General features: G+C 68.6%; 16 protein-coding genes. 7 read left to right on the top strand and 9 right to left on the bottom strand.

Annotation, left to right across the window (positions count from 1 at the left end):
• Positions 1 to 3: 3 nt before the first annotated feature.
• Both ACJEIK_RS01175 and ACJEIK_RS01170 read left to right on the top strand, forming a co-directional pair.
• The gene (locus ACJEIK_RS01175; protein ID WP_110784252.1) at positions 4 to 1,119 is read left to right on the top strand and encodes a TDT family transporter; all 1,116 of its coding nucleotides are present in this window, start codon (positions 4 to 6) and stop codon (positions 1,117 to 1,119) included.
• A complete protein-coding gene (locus tag ACJEIK_RS01170) occupies positions 1,116 to 1,439 on the top strand; it encodes a DUF488 domain-containing protein (protein ID WP_064859351.1) in 324 nt (107 codons plus the stop codon). The genes ACJEIK_RS01175 and ACJEIK_RS01170 overlap by 4 nt, the downstream gene beginning before the upstream one ends.
• 16 nt (positions 1,440 to 1,455) lie before the next feature.
• On the opposite strand, the gene ACJEIK_RS01165 is transcribed toward ACJEIK_RS01170, so the two are convergent.
• From ACJEIK_RS01165 to ACJEIK_RS01155, 3 genes are all read right to left on the bottom strand, one after another.
• Complete coding sequence (locus tag ACJEIK_RS01165) at positions 1,456 to 1,932, bottom strand: MerR family transcriptional regulator (protein WP_064859352.1); 477 nt, start codon at positions 1,930 to 1,932, stop codon at positions 1,456 to 1,458.
• Positions 1,933 to 1,940: 8 nt separating this feature from the next.
• Entirely contained in the window at positions 1,941 to 2,813 is an 873-nt protein-coding gene (locus ACJEIK_RS01160; RefSeq protein ID WP_409430893.1) for an SDR family NAD(P)-dependent oxidoreductase, read from the bottom strand.
• Between the two features lie 260 nt (positions 2,814 to 3,073).
• Positions 3,074 to 4,375 (bottom strand): acetyl-CoA C-acetyltransferase, encoded by a 1,302-nt coding sequence (locus tag ACJEIK_RS01155; RefSeq protein ID WP_020103466.1) that lies wholly within the window; start codon positions 4,373 to 4,375, stop codon positions 3,074 to 3,076.
• Positions 4,376 to 4,520: 145 nt separating this feature from the next.
• On the opposite strand from ACJEIK_RS01155, the gene ACJEIK_RS01150 reads away from it, so the two are divergent.
• Positions 4,521 to 5,870 carry a 3-oxoacyl-ACP reductase gene (locus ACJEIK_RS01150; RefSeq protein WP_061007385.1) on the top strand — a complete coding sequence of 450 codons (1,350 nt, stop codon included), beginning with the start codon at positions 4,521 to 4,523 and terminating at the stop codon, positions 5,868 to 5,870.
• A 1-nt stretch (position 5,871) separates the two neighbouring features.
• Positions 5,872 to 6,714, top strand: a complete 843-nt coding sequence (locus ACJEIK_RS01145) for a MaoC/PaaZ C-terminal domain-containing protein (protein WP_409430892.1) — start codon at positions 5,872 to 5,874, stop codon at positions 6,712 to 6,714.
• Between the two features lie 61 nt (positions 6,715 to 6,775).
• Here the strand turns inward: ACJEIK_RS01145 and ACJEIK_RS01140 are convergent, their stop codons facing one another.
• The 4 genes from ACJEIK_RS01140 to ACJEIK_RS01125 all read right to left on the bottom strand — a co-directional run bounded on the left by ACJEIK_RS01140 (position 6,776) and on the right by ACJEIK_RS01125 (position 10,218).
• Positions 6,776 to 7,546, bottom strand: coding sequence for a hypothetical protein (locus ACJEIK_RS01140; protein WP_406774791.1), 771 nt, complete (start codon positions 7,544 to 7,546; stop codon positions 6,776 to 6,778).
• Positions 7,547 to 7,568: 22 nt separating this feature from the next.
• Complete coding sequence (locus ACJEIK_RS01135) at positions 7,569 to 8,141, bottom strand: CHAP domain-containing protein (RefSeq protein ID WP_406774814.1); 573 nt, start codon at positions 8,139 to 8,141, stop codon at positions 7,569 to 7,571.
• A 264-nt stretch (positions 8,142 to 8,405) separates the two neighbouring features.
• Positions 8,406 to 9,005, bottom strand: coding sequence for a TetR/AcrR family transcriptional regulator (locus tag ACJEIK_RS01130; RefSeq protein ID WP_020103459.1), 600 nt, complete (start codon positions 9,003 to 9,005; stop codon positions 8,406 to 8,408).
• Between the two features lie 25 nt (positions 9,006 to 9,030).
• Positions 9,031 to 10,218 (bottom strand): glycoside hydrolase family 3 N-terminal domain-containing protein, encoded by a 1,188-nt coding sequence (locus ACJEIK_RS01125; protein WP_133425827.1) that lies wholly within the window; start codon positions 10,216 to 10,218, stop codon positions 9,031 to 9,033.
• Positions 10,219 to 10,336: 118 nt separating this feature from the next.
• Here ACJEIK_RS01125 and ACJEIK_RS01120 point away from each other — a divergent pair, with 118 nt between their 5' ends.
• Together ACJEIK_RS01120 and ACJEIK_RS01115 are read left to right on the top strand one after the other, a co-directional pair.
• Entirely contained in the window at positions 10,337 to 10,510 is a 174-nt protein-coding gene (locus ACJEIK_RS01120; protein WP_020103457.1) for a DUF2613 domain-containing protein, read from the top strand.
• Positions 10,461 to 14,702 carry an alpha-(1->3)-arabinofuranosyltransferase gene (locus ACJEIK_RS01115; protein ID WP_409431787.1) on the top strand — a complete coding sequence of 1,414 codons (4,242 nt, stop codon included), beginning with the start codon at positions 10,461 to 10,463 and terminating at the stop codon, positions 14,700 to 14,702. The genes ACJEIK_RS01120 and ACJEIK_RS01115 overlap by 50 nt, the downstream gene beginning before the upstream one ends.
• Before the next feature lie 200 nt (positions 14,703 to 14,902).
• On the opposite strand, the gene ACJEIK_RS01110 is transcribed toward ACJEIK_RS01115, so the two are convergent.
• Together ACJEIK_RS01110 and ACJEIK_RS01105 are read right to left on the bottom strand one after the other, a co-directional pair.
• The gene (locus ACJEIK_RS01110; RefSeq protein WP_020103455.1) at positions 14,903 to 15,244 is read right to left on the bottom strand and encodes a type II toxin-antitoxin system HicB family antitoxin; all 342 of its coding nucleotides are present in this window, start codon (positions 15,242 to 15,244) and stop codon (positions 14,903 to 14,905) included.
• A 76-nt stretch (positions 15,245 to 15,320) separates the two neighbouring features.
• Complete coding sequence (locus ACJEIK_RS01105; RefSeq protein WP_409431786.1) at positions 15,321 to 16,430, bottom strand: acyltransferase family protein; 1,110 nt, start codon at positions 16,428 to 16,430, stop codon at positions 15,321 to 15,323.
• A 217-nt stretch (positions 16,431 to 16,647) separates the two neighbouring features.
• Here ACJEIK_RS01105 and ACJEIK_RS01100 point away from each other — a divergent pair, with 217 nt between their 5' ends.
• On the top strand, positions 16,648 to 17,844 hold the full coding sequence (locus ACJEIK_RS01100) for a DUF3068 domain-containing protein (RefSeq protein WP_064861093.1): 1,197 nt from the start codon (positions 16,648 to 16,650) through the stop codon (positions 17,842 to 17,844).
• The last annotated feature ends 1 nt before the right edge of the window (position 17,845 follow it).

Raw genomic sequence — 17,845 nt, 5'->3', positions numbered from 1 at the left:
CGCATGAGTACAGATGCGCCCGAGACTGCCCGGCTGCAATATTTCGGGCCCAACTGGTTCGCCTCGGTCATGGGCACCGGCATCGTCGCGACCGCTGCCGCGTCCCTGCCCGTGCACCTGCCGGGACTCCGGGGCTTTGCCGAAGGCGTCTGGGTGATCGCCACCGCTCTGCTGGTGCTGCTGATCGTCGCGGTGTCGGTGCAGTGGGTGCGCCACCCGACGGTGGCGCGCAGCCAGGTGCGCAACCCGCAGATGACGCACTTCTACGGCGCGGCGCCGATGGCGCTGATGACCGTCGGCCTCGGCGCGCTGTTGATCGGCAAGGACCTGATCGGCACGCGCTTCGCCGTCGACCTCGACTGGATCCTGTGGACCGCGGGCACCATCGGCGGCCTGTTCACCGCGATGACCATCCCGTTCCTGATGTTCACGCAGCTGGAAGTCGGGCCGGACGCCGCGTTCGGCGGCTGGCTGATGCCCGTCGTGCCGCCGATGGTGTCGGCGGCGTCGGGTGCGCTGCTGCTGCCGCACCTGCCGCCGGGCACGGCCCGTACGACGATGTTCTACGGCTGCTTCGCGATGTTCGGGCTGTCACTGATCGCGGCGCTGATCATCATCACGATGATCTGGAGCCGGCTCGCGCACTACGGCACCTCGGGATCGGCGCGAGTGCCGACGCTGTGGATCGTGCTGGGCCCGCTGGGGCAGGGCATCACCGCGGCGGGGCTGCTGGGGACGGCGGCGGCTTCGGCCATCAGCCCGGAGCTGGCGTCGGGCATGAACATCTTCGCGGTGCTGTTCGGCGTCCCGGTGTGGGGATTCGCGGTGCTGTGGATCAGCCTGGCCAGCGCCTTAACGGTGCGGACCATGCGGCGCGGCATGCCCTTCGCCCTGACGTGGTGGAGCCTGACCTTCCCCGTCGGCACGTTCGTCACCGGCACCTCGCAGCTCGCCGCACACACCGGGCTGCCGGCCTTCCGCGTCGCCGCGGTCCTGGCGTACGTCTTCCTACTGTGTACCTGGGCACTGGTCGCGGTGCGGACGCTGCGTGGCAGTGTCGGAGGCAGCCTGTTCACCCCGCCACCTGCCCCGGCAGCCATCCACAAGGACCCGAAATGATCGACACTGCTCGGGTGTACGACCCGGTTGATCCCGCCCAGCCGCCCCGGGTGACGGTGGACCGATTGTGGCCCCGGGGCATTCACAAGGAAGACCCGCGGGTCGGCACCTGGATGCCGCACGTCGCACCCTCGAACGAACTGCGCAAGTGGTACCACGCGCATCTGGACCAGTACGACGACTTCGCGGCCCGCTACCGCGAGGAACTCGCCGACTCAGAGGACTTGGCCAAGCTCCGCGCGATGGGACCCGTCACGCTGACGACCGCTGCCAAGGACGTCGCCATCAGCCATGTGCCGATCTTGGCGGCGCTCCTCTGAGCCTTTCGCGCCGCGGTCAGCAGGTGTCGCCGGTGGTGCCCCCGTAGGTGGCGATCTTGTACTCGGTGGCGGCCAGCGAGAGGGTGAGTTCGCGGATCTGGCGGCGGATGGTGTCGCGATGTTCCAACAGCATGTCCAGTCGTTCGGGCACGGTCTGTTCGCCACTGTCCACGAGTGCGATGTAGTGCTGCAGATCGCGAATAGCCATGCCGGACAACCGCATCCGGGTGAGGAAGACAAGCCGACGTACCGCCTCGGGTGGGTAGCTGCGGTGCCCGCTGCTGTCGCGGTCGACCTCGACCAGGCCGGCACGTTCGTAATAGCGCAAGGTGTGCGCGGAGACGTCGAGCAGGTCGGCAACTTCGGCAATGGTCATCGGCTCGTCGAGCCCGTCGGTGTCCGCGAGCCGGTGGATCACCTCGATCGACATCGGGCCGTCCATCTCGCCGAGCGCGGCGAGCGCCCTGTTCATCAGGTCGTCGGTGGAGGACATACTCGATCCTAGATCGGCCGCGCTGACGCGGAGACGTCCGCGAAGTCGGCACTGCGGGCCAGCTCTGCCCACCGGCCGACCTCGTCCAGACCGCGTTGGTAGGTCGCCGTGAGCCGCTCGACAGCCTCGGCACCCAGCGGCAGCCGCAGCGGCACGTCGTCGGCGCGGACCATCGAGACGATGATCTGTGCGGCCGCAACGGGGTCGCCTTCCTGCTTCCCGTCCGCACCGGCCATGTCGGCTCGCACCTCGGCCAGGACGTCCCGGTACGTCGGCGAGGCGGCGGTGAAGTCGAGCACCTCGGCGGCGTTGAAGGCCGTGCGGAACCGGCTCGGCTCGACCAGCATCACCCGGATCCCGAACGGCGCGACCTCTCCGGCCACGGCCTCCGACCAGCCCTCCAATGCGAACTTCGACGCCGAGTACGTCGAGACGCCGGGGAACGACATCCGGCCGCCCTGGCTGCTCATCTGGATGATCGTCCCGCTCCCCTGTGCCCGCATGACCGGCAACGCGGCGCGCACCAGGGCCGCGGGACCGAACAGATGCAGGTCCATCAGGTCGCGCAGTTGCGCGTCGGTGACTTCCTCGGCGGCGCCGACGATGGCCCGCCCGGCGTTGTTCACCAGGACGTCGAGCCGACGGTAGCGGTCGACGGCCGCCTGGATGAGCCCGGCGGCTCCGCTCACGTCTCGGACATCGAACGCGACGGCGGCGAAGCGGTCGCCGTAGGTGGCGCTCAGCTCCGCAACGCTGTCCGGGTTTCGGACTGCGGCGACGACGTGATCGCCGGCGACCAGGGCGGCCTCGGCCAGTGCGCGTCCCAGCCCCTTCGAGGCGCCGGTGATGACCCAGGTCTGCGGTGACGTAGAAGCTGTCATGGCCGCGACGCTAAGAGTTTGAGCGCGCTCGAACGCAAGCCTGCCGAGGGATTTGTGCACGAAAATCCGCGGCCGGCGCGGAAAATCGTGCACAAATCCCCACGGGAAACGAGAGTGCCCCGTGCCTCCGTCAGGTCGGGGGTCGGACGGAAACACGAGGCACTAGGGGTATCGCTACGACTTCGCGGGGCGTTACAGGCCCGCGGAAAATAATGGAAATGGCCGCAAAACCGCTGGTTCGGCGGCCATTCCTACATCGCTCAGGCTTCCAGGATTGCCGTGACGCCCTGTCCACCCGCGGCGCAGATGGAGATCAGGCCACGAACCGGCTTGCCGGTCTCCTTCTTCTTCTCCGCGAGCTGCTTGGCCAACTGGGCCACGATACGGCCGCCGGTCGCGGCGAACGGGTGGCCCGCGGCCAGCGACGAGCCGTTGACGTTGAGCTTGGACCGGTCGATGGAGCCGAGCGGCGCATCCAGGCCGAGGCGGCCCTTGCAGTACTCCGGCGATTCCCAGGCCGCCAGCGTGGCCAGCACCACGGAGGCGAAAGCCTCGTGGATCTCGTAGAAGTCGAAGTCCTGCAGCGTCAGGCCGTTGCGGGCCAGCAGGCGCGGCACGGCGTAGGTCGGGGCCATGAGCAGGCCGTCCGTGCCGTTGACGTAGTCGACGGCGGCGGTCTCGGAGTCGACGAAGTAGGCCAGCACCGGGATGTTGTGCTCAGCAGCCCACTCATCGGTCGACAGCAGCGCCACCGAGGCGCCGTCGGTCAGCGGGGTCGAGTTGCCTGCGGTCATGGTGGCGTCGCCCAGCTTCACGCCGAAGACGGGCTTGAGCTTGGCCAGCTTCTCGGTCGACGAGTCGGCGCGCAGGTTGTTGTCGCGGTACAGACCCAGGAACGGGCTGACCAGGTCATCGAAGAAGCCACGGTCGTAGGCGGCGGCCATGTTCTGGTGGCTGGCGGCGGCCAGGGCGTCCTGGTCGGTGCGCTTGACGCCCATCTCCTTGGCGGTCTGGGCGGCATGCTCGCCCATCGACAGACCGGTGCGGGCCTCGCTGTTGACGGGGATCTCGACGCCGACGGCGGCGGGCAGCTTGCCGACGAGCTTCAGGCGGTCGACGTTCGACTTGGCGCGGCGCAGGCTCAGCAGCACGCGGCGCAGGTCGTTGCCGAGGGCGATCGGCGCGTCCGACGCGGTGTCCACACCGCCGGCAGCGGCCACCTGGTAGCGGCCGGCAGCGATGCCGTCAGCGGCCGCGATGGCCGACTGCAGGCCGGTGCCACAGGCCTGCTGCAGGTCGAAGGCCGGCGTGTACGGCGACAGCGAGGTGCCGAGCACACATTCGCGCATGAGATTGAAATCACGGCTGTGCTTGAGGACGGCGCCGCCGATGACCATGTCGAGCTTCTCGCCCTTGAGGTTGAAGCGGTCGATCAGGCCGTCCAGGGCCGCGGTGAACATGTCCTGGTTGGAGGCGTTTGCGTACGCACCGTCGGATCGTGCGAAGGGAATGCGGTTACCACCCAGGACGGCCACACGGCGGCGGCTGTTGGTCTCGGCCACGGTTTTTCTCCAGTTCCTTGACGTTCGATGACTGAGGCAAGATGTTGCTTGACGCCTATATTACCCACCGTTCTTACTCTGGAGTAAGTTCGTCTCTGACAAGACGGTTCCGTCTATACGACACACGTCCGCAGAAAGGTCCGCAATGGCTGACGTCCTCTCCCAAGTCCTCACCTCTGGTCCGGGTTCGTTCCTGGCCAAGCAGCTGGGCGTGCCGCAGCCACAGCCGCTGCGCCGCTACAAGGCCGGCGAGCCCGCCCTGGCCGGTCCGCTCCTGATCGGCGGCGAAGGCCGCGTGGCCGAGCCGCTGCGCGCCGCCCTCGCCGACGACTACGACCTGGTCGGCAACAACGTCGGCGGCCGCTGGGCCGACTCGTTCGGTGGCCTGCTGTTCGACGCCACCGGCATCACCAAGCCCGAGCAGCTCAAGCAGCTCCACCAGTTCTTCACCCCGGTGCTGCGCAACCTGGCCGCCAACAGCCGCGTCGTCGTCGTCGGCACCACGCCCGACGAGACCGACAGCATCGACGAGCGCATCGCCCAGCGTGCCCTCGAAGGCTTCACCCGCTCGCTCGGCAAGGAGCTGCAGCGCGGCGCCACCATCGGCCTGGTCTACCTGTCTTCCGCGGCGTCGCCCGCCGCGTCGGGCATCGAGTCGACCGTCCGCTTCCTGCTCTCGGGTAAGTCGGCGTACGTCGACGGCCAGGTGTTCTACGTCGGTGCCGCCGACTCCGTCGCCCCCGCCGACTGGGACAAGCCGCTGGCCGGCAAGGTCGCGCTCGTGACCGGTGCCGCCCGCGGCATCGGCGCCGAGATCGCCCGCGTGTTCGCGCGCGACGGTGCGTCCGTCGTCGCCATCGACGTCCCGCAGGCCGCCGACGCACTCGCCGAGACCGCCGCCGCCGTCGGTGGCACCGCGCTGGCCCTGGACGTGACGGCCGACGACGCCGTCGCGCAGATCGTCGCGCACCTGACCGAGCACCACGGCGGCAAGGCCGACGTACTGGTCAACAACGCCGGCATCACGCGCGACAAGCTGCTCGCCAACATGGACGACGCCCGCTGGGACTCGGTGATCGCCGTGAACCTGCTTGCGCCGCAACGTCTTGCGCAGGGGCTGGTCGAGAACGGCACCATCGGTGAGGGTGGTCGCATCGTGGGCCTGTCGTCGATGGCCGGTATCGCCGGTAACCGCGGCCAGACCAACTACGCCGCCACCAAGGCCGGCATGATCGGCATGACCGACGCGTACGCAGAGGTGTTCGGCGAGAAGGGCGTCACCATCAACGCCGTCGCGCCGGGATTCATCGAGACCAAGATGACCGACGCCATTCCGCTGGCCACCCGCGAGGTGGGTCGTCGCCTCAACTCGCTGTTCCAGGGCGGCCTGCCGGTCGACGTCGCCGAGCTGATCGCCTACTTCGCCAGCCCCGCCTCGAATGCCGTCACCGGCAACACGATTCGGGTTTGCGGCCAGGCCCTGTTGGGAGCCTGAGATGTCGCAGCCCAACGGTCTTGTGAACATGGCGCGGGCGGTGGCGGGTGCGCTGCCGTTCGTGTCGCGGGGTTCCACCTTGCCGGCCCGTACCGTGACGGTGTCGGGCTTGACCATCGACCCGAAGAACGTCGCCGAGTACGCCGCGGTGACCGGGCTGCGGTTCGGCGACACCGTGCCGCTGACCTACCCGTTCGCGCTGACGTTCCCGACCATGATGTCGCTGGTCACCGGCTTCGATTTCCCTTTCGCCGCAATGGGTTCGGTGCACATCGAGAACCACATCACGCAACACCGGCCCATCAAGGTGACCGACAAGCTGGACGTCGCGGTGCGTGCGGAGAACCTGCGCGAGCATCGCAAGGGTCTGCTGGTCGACATCATCACGGAGATCAAGGTCGGCAATGACCTCGTCTGGGACCAGGTCACCACGTTCCTGCACCAGCAGCGGACCAGCCTGTCGGGTGGGCCGAAGCCGGAGCCGGTGAAGCAGCCGAAGCTGCCGCCGCCCAACGCGGTCATCAGCATCACGCCCGGTCAGATTCGGCACTACGCCGATATCGGCGGCGACCACAACCCGATCCACACGAGCTCGATCGGCGCCAAGCTGTTCGGCTTCCCTACCGCGATCGCGCACGGAATGTTCAGTGCCGCAGCGGTACTGGCCAACATCGAGGGTCAGCTGCCGGATGCGGTGAAGTACTCCGTGAAGTTCGGCAAGCCCGTGCTGCTGCCGGCCAAGGTGGGACTGTACGTCGAACCCATCGACGGCGGCTGGGAGCTGGCACTGCGCAATCTCTCGAAGGGCTACCCGCACCTGACGGCGACGGTCGCTGGTTTGTAGGGGTCACCACCCCCTCGCGAGCAGACGCAAAACTGTCGTTTTCCTGCCGAAATCGACAGTTTTACGTCTGCTCGGCGGTGACCCGACCGTCCCTGAGTCGTTCTATCGCAACATCATTGGATAATTCGCCGCGGTCCTGGCGGTACCGCCAGTAGTGGCGGATCAGCCAGAAGAGGACCACACCGTCGGGCGCCCATGCCGACGCGTTGTTGATCACCGCTGGCGGCCGATCACCATGCAGCTCTAAAACCACAGGGCGGTAGTAGGTCTTGCCTTTCGGAGCGAGCCCGGTGATGTCGCTGATCTCATCCCACGCCAGCGTGAAAGGGGCGTAGCAATCGGTGTAATCGACACCATCGGCGGACAGTCTCAATCCTGGCGCTGGACGCCCACGGGTGCGGGCCATGAAACCCAAGCCGATCAAACTGATGACCAGCAGGACAGTGACCTTGCCGCGATCCCTTGCGTCGCTGGGTAGGTCGTCACGTACCTGCGAATTGAACATCAGAAACAGGCCGCCCCCCACAACGAGCGCGACCAACACCGCGACAAGGTATTTCGCCGCGGAAGCCGATCGCAACGTCGTGCCGGCCGCATCGAAACTCGCCCGCAACTTGACCCGGCCCACCAGCACCCACGCCGTGCCCACCACGGCGATCAACGAAACCACCACCACCGCAAGGCAAATGGTCGCCGCCAGCCAATGCATGTGCTGCACAGCGCGAACGGTTTTGACCGCGAAGAACAGCCCCAGTGATCCCACCATCACCAGCGCGAACCCGAACAGCAGAGTTCTGTCTTTCCAGCCGTCAGGCTTCGGCAGATCAGTCACCTAACATCCTTCCGGCACAGCATCATTCGTAACGACCAAATCCGCGGATGCCGGGGTCGTCGGCGATCTTGTAGGTCGACAGGCCCACATTTGCCCCCTCACCCCCGCCGACCGTGGTGAGGGTTCCGTTGTCGTTGATCAGCACTATGTTGACGTGCTGGCCCTTTGGACTCGGCTTGTCATAGAGCACCATGTCGCCGGGCAGTGGCGAGTAATCCGTTGACTCCCAACGTCCCTCGGTGTGCAGATAGTCGGTGAGCGTCATGACACCCGGGATGCGCCAGTGCCCGGAGTTGGGGTTGGTGAAGGGTTTTCCGGATTCCCGCATCACCCAACTGGTGAAGTCCGCGCACCAGGGCTCGTCGTTGCCCTCGGAGTACTTCGACATGCCCGCTTGCGCCGCGTACTCCTGAGCCAGGACATGCACGAGGGCCGCCCGCCCGGGGCTGAGTTGCGAGGTGTCGACTGCCGGGAAGCCCGGCCGGGCAACGTGTTCGCGGTGGCCGCGATACCCGGCCAAGGCTGCGACACCCGCAATCACCAAGGCGGCGACCACCAGCGAGAGGCGCCATGCGCGTTTGTGCACGTCTTCCAGATTAAGTGACCGAAGTGGTGCTAGCCGTCGGCAATATGCAGTCACGCTTGCGGAACATCCAGCAACACACGCAAAGCAGCATGCCCGCGCGCTGCGCGCTCCTTAACCGCAATCCATGACTTGCGATCGGGATCCTGCAAGGCATCCCACAACGCGCGGATCCGGCGCTGCCTCGCGACCAGACGCAAAACTGTCGTTTTCCTGCCGAAATCGACAGTTTTGCGTCTGCTCGCGAGGGGGAGGTGACCGCGCCCGCCGCGGAAGTCAGGACTCGGCGCGCTTACCCTTCAGGCCGCGCCAGAACAGGTTGATCATCAGCTCGGTGGCGTCGTTGACGTCGGTGTCGCCGGCGCTGACGCGGGACGCGATGGCCTCACCGGCACCCACCAGGGCCACGGCCATCATCTCGAAGTCGCTGTCGGGCTCCGGGTTTCGGGTACCGGCGCTGAGCAGCCGCGCCACCAGGTCGATGATCTTCTCGCGGCCCTCGCGCACGGTGTGGGCGAACGCCTGCGAGCTGGTGGCCTGCGTGTAGAGCACGATCCACGACGCGCGGTTGCGGTCGATGTACGTCATGAACGACAGCACCGCGTTGCGCAGCAGGTCGCGCGGGCTCTGGGCGAAGTTGATGTCGGCCCGGACGGTGTCGACGAACCGCGTGAGCTCGCGGTCCAGACAGGCGGCGAACAGCTCTTCCTTCGAGCCGTAGTAGAGGTACAGCATCGGTTTCGAGATCTCGGCCTGCGCGGCGATCGCGTCCATCGAGGTCTCGTGATAGCCGTTCACCGAGAACATCTGCACGGCGGCGTCGAGCATCTGCTGTTCGCGGACGGCCCGCGGCAGCCGCTTGGTTCCACCTGCCATCAGAACAGGGTATGCAACGAGCAGCTCACTTCACGCATTTCGCGCCCGGCCCCTTCATGGCCGCCACCCGCAGCACCGACTTGTCGATCTGCGCCTGGTCCAGCTGCCCGGCCTTCGCGGCCGCCTCCAGCTTGTCCAGCACGTCGGGGATGCCGTCGGTGGTGATCCACAGCGCGACGTCGGCGCCGGCCTGGATGGCCTTCAAAGCCGCGTCGGCCACGCCGAAGTGCTGGGTGATGGCGGCCATGCCGGTCAGGTCGTCGGTGAACACGACACCGTCGAACGGCGGGCCGCCGTAGTCACCGCTGCGCAGCAGGTCGTAGGCCGGCTTGCTCAGGCTCGCCGGGTCGTCCCCGAGCGTCAGGCCCGGCACCTGCAGGTGACCGACCATGACGGCGACGGGCTGCTGCGTCGTCAGGGTCCGGTACGGCACCAGGTCGTTGTCCTTGAGCGCGTCCAGCGGCGGCGTCTTCACGCCACCGGTGTGCGAGTCGCCCGAGCCGTGCCCGTGTCCCGGGAAGTGCTTGAGCACCGGGACGAGCCCCGCCTCGCGCAGGCCCGCGGCGTAGGCGCCGGCGTACTCGGTCACCTTCTGCGGGTCCGCGCCGAAGGAGCGGTCGCCGATGACCTCGTCGTCGGGTTCTTCGGTGACGTCGGCGTCGGGCGCGAAGTCGACGGTGATGCCGAACTTGTCCTTCATCTGCTGCCCGCGGTCCTTGGCGATGGCCTGCACCTCGGCCGGGGTCTTGGTCGCGGCGAGCACGCGTGCCGACTCCTGCGGGCCGATCAGCTTCTTCAGCCGGGACACCCGGCCGCCCTCCTCGTCGATGCTGACTGCCAGCGGCAGAGCGCCGGATGCGGCCTGCAGCGCGGGGATCGAACCGTCCGACAGCATCGACAGGTCCGTCCAGCTACCGATGAAGATGCCGCCGACCTGCTGCTGCGTCACCGCGGCACGGGCATCGGCGGCGTCCTTGACGCCGACCATCAGCAGCTGCGCGAGCTTCTGCCGCAGCGTGAGCGTGCTCAGCAGCGCGTGCGGATCGCATGGCGGGGCGGTCGGTGCGGGCGCGTCCATCGGTTTGCTCGACGACGCGGTGCTGGTTGCCGTGCCGGTCGTGCTGGAGGCGGCCGGCTTGTCGGACGACGACGAGCAACCGGCGATCAATCCGGACACCAGTGCCAGCGCGCCGAGGGTTCGGGTCAGGGACATGGGGTCCGAGCCTAGCCGCGTGACGAGTCGAGCAGCCGGGGCACGTTGGTCCGGCGATGACCTGCGCGCAGGCCGGCGAACACAGAAGCGGGCAGGTCGCCATGCTAGTTTGGGGCCCATGGACCGCTTCCTCGTGCCCGCCGGAGCCAGCATCGTGGTCGGTCTGTTGCTCGGCGCTGCAGCGGTCTTCGGCACCACGCTGATGCTGGAGCAGGACACCAAGCCGACGCTGCAATCGGGCGATCCAGCGTCATCGGTGCTCAACCGGGTCGAATACGGCAACCGCAGCTGATCCCGTAGCGCCCCTCTCGCGGCGCTGCCTATGGGTCGTCAGCGCGGCCGCACTGGTCCTGACGTTCGCCCAGTCACCGGGCCGGGTCTCGCCCGACACCAAACTCGATCTCACCGCCAACCCCGCACGTTTCCTGGCGCGGGCAGCGAACCTGTGGAGCAGCGACCTCCCCTTCGGCCAGTCGCAGAACCAGGCCTACGGCTACCTGTTCCCGCACGGCACGTTCTTCCTCGCCGGTGACGTCATCGGCCTGCCCGGCTGGGTGACGCAGCGGTTGTGGTGGGCCCTGCTGCTGGTCGTCGGCTTCTGGGGCGTCATCAGGGTCGCCGAGGCGCTCGGCATCGGCAGCCGGTCGTCCCGCGTCCTCGCCGCCGTGGCGTTCGCCCTGTCCCCGCGGGCGCTGACGACGCTGGGCGCCATCTCCTCCGAGACGCTGCCCATGATGCTGGCGCCGTGGGTGCTGCTGCCGGTGATCCTGGCGCTGCGCGGCGACCCGCGAATCCGTCAGCTGGCCGCGCGCTCGGCCGTCGCCGTCGCGCTGATGGGCGCCGTGAACGCCGTCGCGACGCTGACGGGCTGCCTGGCCGCGATCATCTGGTGGGCCGCGCACCGGCCCAACCGGCGTTGGTGGCGGTTCACGGCCTGGTGGTTCGGCTGCACGCTGCTCGCGATCCTGTGGTGGGCCGTCGCGCTGCTGCTGCTCGGCCGGATCAGCCCGCCGTTCCTGGACTTCATCGAATCGTCGGGCGTCACGACGCAGTGGCTGTCACTGACCGAGGTGCTGCGCGGCACCTACGGCTGGACGGCATTCGTCGCGACCAACGCGACGGCCGGTTCGTCGCTGGTGACCGGTTCGGTCGCGGTACTGGCCACCACGCTGGTGGCCGCCGGTGGCATGGCAGGCCTGGCGATGCGCAGCATGCCGGCCCGCGGCCGGCTCATCTCGATGCTGCTGTTCGGGCTGCTGCTGCTCGCGGTCGCGTACGCGGGCGGGCTGGGCTCGCCCATCGCGCACCAGGTGCGGGCCTTCCTCGATGCCGGCGGCACCCCGCTGCGCAACGTGCACAAACTCGAACCCGTGCTGCGACTGCCGCTGGCGCTGGGCCTGGCCCACGTGCTGGGCCGCATTCCCCTGCCGGGCACCGCGCCGCGGCGAGAGTGGATCAACGCGTTCGCGCACCTCGAGCGGGACAAGCGGATGGCCGTGGCCGTCGTGCTGCTGACGGCACTGGTGGCCGGGACGTCGCTGGCGTGGACGGGCCGGCTCGCCGCTCCGGGTGCCTACCGCGCCATCCCGCAGTACTGGCACCAGACCGCGGACTGGCTCGACGCGCACAACGCCGAGACCCCGGGCCGCGTGCTTGTCGCGCCGGGCGCGCCTTTCGCCAACCAGGTCTGGGGGAACACGCACGACGAGCCGCTGCAGGTCCTCGAACGCGGCGCGTGGGGTGTGCGGGACTCGATTCCGCTGACGCCGCCCGAGACCATCCGGGCGCTGGACTCCGTGCAACGCCTGTTCGCCACCGGGCGGCCGTCCGCCGGATTGGCCGATACCCTGGCCCGCCAAGGCATTTCGTTCGTCGTGGTGCGCAACGACCTGGACCCCGACAACTCGCGGTCGGCGCGACCGCTGCTGGTGCACCGGGCCTTGGAAGGTTCCCGGGGGCTCACGAAAGTCGCGCAGTTCGGCGATCCCGTCGGCCCGGGCACGCTGGACGGGTTCGTCTCCGACAGTGGCCTGCGGCCGCGCTACCCAGCCGTCGAGATCTACCGCGTGACGGGCACCGTGCCCACCCAGCCGTACCTCGCCGCCACCGACACCATGCCGCGCGTCGACGGCGGACCCGAATCGCTGCTGCGCATCGACGAGCGCCGCCGCCTGATGGCGCGAAACCCGCTGGGCCCCATGATCTTGACGCAGGATGCGCAGCGCGCCGGATTGCCGGTGCCCGAGGTGACCGTCACCGACACCCCGCTGGCCCGCGAGACCGACTACGGACGCGTCGACGACCACTCGTCGGCAGTCCGGGCCCCCGACGACCCGCGGCGCACCTACAACCGCGTCATGGACTACCCCAGCCCCGGCGCCACCACCGCCTACGGCCAGTGGCCGGGTGGACGGATCACCACGTCGAGTTCGTCGTCCGATTCCACCGCGCTGCCCAACGTGGCGACGGCGGCCGGCCCGGCCGCCGCGATCGACGGCGACACCTCTACCAGCTGGGTGTCGAGCTCGCTGCAAACCGCTGTGGGGCAATGGCTTCAGGTCGACTTCGACCATCCGGTGACCAACGCGACCATCACCCTGACGCCCAGCGCCACCGCCGTCGGCGCCCAGGTGCGCCGCATCGAAGTCGCAACCGCCAACGGCACCAGCACAATTCGCTTCGATCAGCCCGGCAAGCCATTGACCGCCGCCTTGCCCTACGGCGAGACGTCCTGGGTCCGGTTCACCGCGACCGGCACCGACGACGGCTCCCCCGGCGTGCAGTTCGGCATCACCGACTTCTCCGTGACGCAGTACGACGCGTCCGGCTTCGCCCACGCCGTGAGCCTGCGCCACACCGTGGACGTGCCCGGCCCGCCGGCGGGATCGGCAGTCGCGCAATGGGATTTGGGCAATGACCAGCTGGGCCGGCCCGGCTGCGCCGAGGGCCCGAACGGGGTCCGGTGCGCCGCCACCATGGCGCAGTCGCCCGAAGAACCCGTCAACATGAGCCGCACCCTCACCGTGCCGACGCCGACGGCCGTCGTCCCGACGATCTGGGTGCAGGCCCGGCAGGGACCGCACCTGGCCGACCTGGTGAGCCAGCCCGGCACCACCCGGGCGTCCGGCGACTCGGACGTCATCGACGTCGCGGGATCGGCCTACGCCGCCACCGACGGCGATTCGCGGACCGCCTGGGTCGCGCCGCAGGGCATCGTCCAGTTCCGCAACGGTGCCAACCTGACCGTGCACCTGCCGGCGCCGACGACCGTCAGCGCCCTGCGACTCACGCCCAGCGCCTCCGAGCTGCCGGCGCATCCGACCGTCGTCGCCGTCGACCTCGGCAACGGACCGCAGGTGCAACGCATCGGCGACGGCCCGCAGACCATCAAGCTCAACCCCACGAAGACCGACACCATCAAGCTGTCGATCCTCGACTGGCACGACCTGATCGACCGCACGTCACTGGGATTCGACCAGGTGAAGCCGCCCGGCCTCGCCGAGGTCACCGCCCTCGACGACCGCGGCGCGCCGATCGCCCCCGCCGACGCGGCCGCCAACCGACGCCGCGCCATCACGCTGCCGTGTGGCCGCGGACCGATCGTCGCGATCGCCGGCCAGTTCCTGCAGACCTCGGTGCACACCACCGTCGGCGCGCTCCTGGACAGCGAGCCCATCGCGGCCCAGCCCTGCCAATCCGCGCCGCTGCAACTGCCCGCCGGGAAACAGGAGCTGCTGATCAGCCCCGGCCCGTTCTTCACCGTCGTCGGCGCCCGCCTGACGGGCCCGCTCGCCGCCCACATCCACAGTGCCCCAACAACTCCCGCGCAGCTGAAGACATGGACCTCCGATCACCGCGAGGTGGACGTGACGCCGTCTCCGCTGCAGCGGGTGCTCGTCGTGCCCGAGAGCGTCAACCCCGGCTGGACCGCCCACACCGCCAACGGCGCCGTCCTCACGCCGGTGACCATCAACGGCTGGCAGCAGGGCTGGGTGCTGCCGGCCGGCACCGCGGGCATCGTCACACTGACATTCGGGCTGAACACCCCGTACCGCATCGGGTTGTTCGGCGGGCTCGCACTGCTACCGCTCCTGGCGCTCCTGGCGCTGCTACCGATGCGGCGCCGCGTCGATGACGAGCCGACGCAGACCTGGCAGCCGGGGCCCGCGCTCGTCGGCGTGGCCCTCGTCGGATTCGGTTTCCTGGCGGCCGGATTCGCGGGTCTGGCGACCGTCGGGGCAGCCATCGGCATCCGATACCTGCTGCGGTCGCAGGAGCGGTGGCTCGACGGCTGGACCGTCATCGCCTCGGCGAGCGGCCTCATCGGTGCCGGCGCGGTGCTCAGCGCGTACCCGTGGCGCTCGGTGGACGGCTACGTCGGGCATTCGCCGTGGGTGCAGTTCCTGGCGCTCATCTCGGTGGCCGCGCTGGCCGCGTCGTTGTGGGAGGCACCGGCCAGATGGACGCGCCAGCTCGACGAGTGATTCACGAGTCACACCTGCATCACACGCACCGATCTGTCGGTCGCCACACGCATCTGGAACTCGGTATCGCCGGCAGTATCAGGCGCGGCCTGACCAGGACAGATTGGCAGGTGGTATCGCGGGCGATACCGAGTTCCGGAATCGGTTGGGCCAACTGACAACTCGACACGCCGGCACACCGAACCCCCGGCCGCACACTGCTAGAAATCGTCGAATGACGGTGGCCGGGCAGCCAGCTTCTGGACCACCCATTGATTCAGTGAGACGCCCTGCTCAGCCGCTTCGACACTGAGCTTGGCGTGCATGGCCGTCGGCATCCGCAACAGGAACTTGCCGCTGTACTTGCGGTCCGTGATGGATTCAGGCGGCGACATTTCACTCGCCAGCAGATCGCGGACCTCGTCGGCCACCGTCTGTTCCATTGCGGCAATCGCGGTCGCGGCGGTCATGCCCGTCGCCCAGAGCCGCGGGAACTCCAGGCATCCGGCCAGATAGCGGCCACGCTCCGGCGACCACTCCGCCCGGTAGGTGTATTGCGTCATGGCGCGAGCATGGCGCACCCGACCGACACGGCCCGATCCGTGGGACCGTGGCCGCACCGGCGGCGCGTAGCAGCGGCTATCCGACCGCGGCGGGCTCCGGAGCGTCCGTGATCGCGCTGTCCCGCGGTGACGGGGCATGCCGGGATTCCCAGCGGCGCAGCAGCTCGCGGCAGGGCGACTCGATCAGCCCGTAGCTCACGGCGGCGATCGCGAAACCGAAAACCCAGGTCAGGATCAGCACGATCGGCATGTGGCCGTTGAACGGGAACTCGCCGATCACCGGGAACACCATGGCCAGCGCCGCCAGGTGCCAGATGAACAGACCGTAGGACCAGCGGCCGAGCGTCACCATCGTGGTGCTGCCGAGGATGCGGTGCGGCGTTCCCGGTGCGTCCAGCACCAGCGGCGCCAGCAGTGCCCCGGCGACCACGGCGCCCATCGCCGTCTTGACCACGACCTGGCTGACGGCGCCCGGTGCGAGTCCGATGTTGCCGGCCAGCGGCGTCGCGGCGATGACGAACGCCACCCCGGCGATGGCCGCCATCACCCAGCGGCGGCGGGCCAGCTGATGCATGCGCCCGACGGGCATGACCGTCAGCTCGGCCAGCAGCATGCCGGCGGCGAACCACGAGAACAACGCCGGCAGCCAGTTCATCTGGTTGACGCCGAAGGGCAGGTGCCACGGCAGCGCGGGCCACGCGAAGCTGGCCACCGCCAGCGCCGCGATCGCGGGCACGCGCCAGTCCACCGGCAGCCGGCGCGCCAGCAGTGCCAGCAGCGGCAGGACCAGATAGAAGCTGACCTCGACGGCCAGGCTCCACATCTGGGTGAGCCCGGCCGTCAGCGTCAGGGGCACATAGACCTGGGTGAGCGTGAGATTGGCGAGCCACACCGTGAGGTCGGCGTGGGCGTCGGGCAGCAGCGTCAGGATCACCACGACCGCGACCAGGTAGCCCGGCATGATGCGGACGATGCGCGAGCGCAGGTAGTGACCCGTCGGTGGTCGGTGCCGCAAACCCCGCGCGGCCGCGGCGTGGCCGCGCCACAGCAGGAAGCCCGACAGCGCGAAGAACACCGCCACCGCCAGATCGAAACGGGTGAACAACCGGCCGTACCAGCCGCTGCTGTTGGCGGTCTGGAACGCCACGTGCGTGAGGACGACTCCCATGGCGGCACAGGCACGCATGCCCTCGACAGCGGGCAGGAAACTGCGGGTGCCCCTCACCTCAGCACTGTCCGCGGTGTCGTGTCCCTGGTCGCCCACGACCCCAGTGTGCCGGGTGCCCGGGCTCGGCGGCGAATCTCACCGACGCCCGCAGACCACTCTGAGGGTGTGCCTTAGTAAGGGCTGTTAGGGTCAGTCGGGTTGCTGTGTGGCTGGCAGACAAAGTAAGGAGCACGGGTTGAACCGCGCTGTGGGGTTGCGAATCGCGGCATGCGTGTTGATGGGGCTCGGCGCCGCCCTGCTGATTGCTGCTCTGCTGTTGACTACTTATACGTCGGGCAAAATCGCCAAGATTCCGCTCGACATCGACACCACGCTGGTCAGTAACGGCACCGGGACCGCGCTGGACCCCGCGTCGCTGCTGGGCGAGAAGTTCGTCGTCAACAAGAACGTGCCGCTGGTGCTGCAGCGCCAGGTCAGCGTCGAGAACCCGGCGAACGCCGACGTGGTGACGCTGCAGGTTGGCAGCACCGTGCGCCGCACCGACAAGCAGCAGGACAACGGCCTGCTGCTGGCGCTCGTCGACACCGTGACGCTCAACCGCACCACCGCTGCCGCGGTGACGGGTGCGGCCGGTTCCGTGCAGAAGCCGCGCACCATCGAGGACCAGAACCCGCCGACCAACATCGCGCTGCCCCACACCGGGCTGAGCTACCGCTTCCCGTTCAGCACGGAGAAGAAGACCTACCAGGTGTTCGACCCGATCGCGCAGAAGGCGTACGACGCCAACTACGAGGGCGAAGAAGACGTCAACGGCCTCTCGGTCTACAAGTTCACCCAGAACGTCGGCTTCGACGCCGACGGCAAGCTGGTCGAGCCGATCAAGTTCTCGTCGCTGTATGACAAGGACGAAGACGGTTCGGTGACCGCGCGCGCCGAACTGTGGGGCGTGCCGTCGGCCGAGCCGACCGACCCGATCACCATGCAGCGCTACTACGCCGCTGCGCGCACCTTCTGGGTGGACCCGGTCTCCGGCACCATCGTCAAAGAGAAGGACCGCGGCTTCCACTACTACTCGCGTGACGCCCTCAAGCCTGAGGTGACGTTCGCCGACTTCACCGTCACTTCCAACGAGCAGACGGTCGAGTCGCAGGTCGCCGCGGCCCACGACGAGCGCGACAAGCTGGCCCTGTGGGACCGCATCCTGCCCATCACGTTCGGTGGCCTGGGCCTGGTGTTCCTCGTCGGTGGCGTGCTGCTCGCCGGCTACAGCCTGCGGTCGCAGGCCGCGCTGATCGATCCGGGCCTCGACGCCGCCGGGCATGGCTTCTTCGGCCGGCGCGACACCGATTCCGGACCGATGCCCGCCGCTGAGGCCATGACCGAGAAGCTGCCCACCCAGCGGCCGACCGATCTGCCACCGGACCGGATCTGAT

The organism is Mycobacterium sp. SMC-16 (genome assembly GCF_046250085.1).
GTDB classification, from domain to species: domain Bacteria; phylum Actinomycetota; class Actinomycetes; order Mycobacteriales; family Mycobacteriaceae; genus Mycobacterium; species Mycobacterium phocaicum.
The sequence above is the reverse complement of the archived record's forward strand: the minus strand, read 5'-3'. Positions and strand labels throughout refer to the sequence as shown.

Coding starts and splice junctions, on each gene's coding strand:
- ACJEIK_RS01175 (WP_110784252.1), top strand. CDS start 4: ATGAGTACAGATGCGCCCGAGACTGCCCGGCTGCAATATTTCGGGCCC.
- ACJEIK_RS01170 (WP_064859351.1), top strand. CDS start 1,116: ATGATCGACACTGCTCGGGTGTACGACCCGGTTGATCCCGCCCAGCCG.
- ACJEIK_RS01165 (WP_064859352.1), bottom strand. CDS start 1,932: ATGTCCTCCACCGACGACCTGATGAACAGGGCGCTCGCCGCGCTCGGC.
- ACJEIK_RS01160 (WP_409430893.1), bottom strand. CDS start 2,813: ATGACAGCTTCTACGTCACCGCAGACCTGGGTCATCACCGGCGCCTCG.
- ACJEIK_RS01150 (WP_061007385.1), top strand. CDS start 4,521: ATGGCTGACGTCCTCTCCCAAGTCCTCACCTCTGGTCCGGGTTCGTTC.
- ACJEIK_RS01145 (WP_409430892.1), top strand. CDS start 5,872: ATGTCGCAGCCCAACGGTCTTGTGAACATGGCGCGGGCGGTGGCGGGT.
- ACJEIK_RS01130 (WP_020103459.1), bottom strand. CDS start 9,005: ATGGCAGGTGGAACCAAGCGGCTGCCGCGGGCCGTCCGCGAACAGCAG.
- ACJEIK_RS01125 (WP_133425827.1), bottom strand. CDS start 10,218: ATGTCCCTGACCCGAACCCTCGGCGCGCTGGCACTGGTGTCCGGATTG.
- ACJEIK_RS01120 (WP_020103457.1), top strand. CDS start 10,337: ATGGACCGCTTCCTCGTGCCCGCCGGAGCCAGCATCGTGGTCGGTCTG.
- ACJEIK_RS01110 (WP_020103455.1), bottom strand. CDS start 15,244: ATGACGCAATACACCTACCGGGCGGAGTGGTCGCCGGAGCGTGGCCGC.
- ACJEIK_RS01105 (WP_409431786.1), bottom strand. CDS start 16,430: ATGCGTGCCTGTGCCGCCATGGGAGTCGTCCTCACGCACGTGGCGTTC.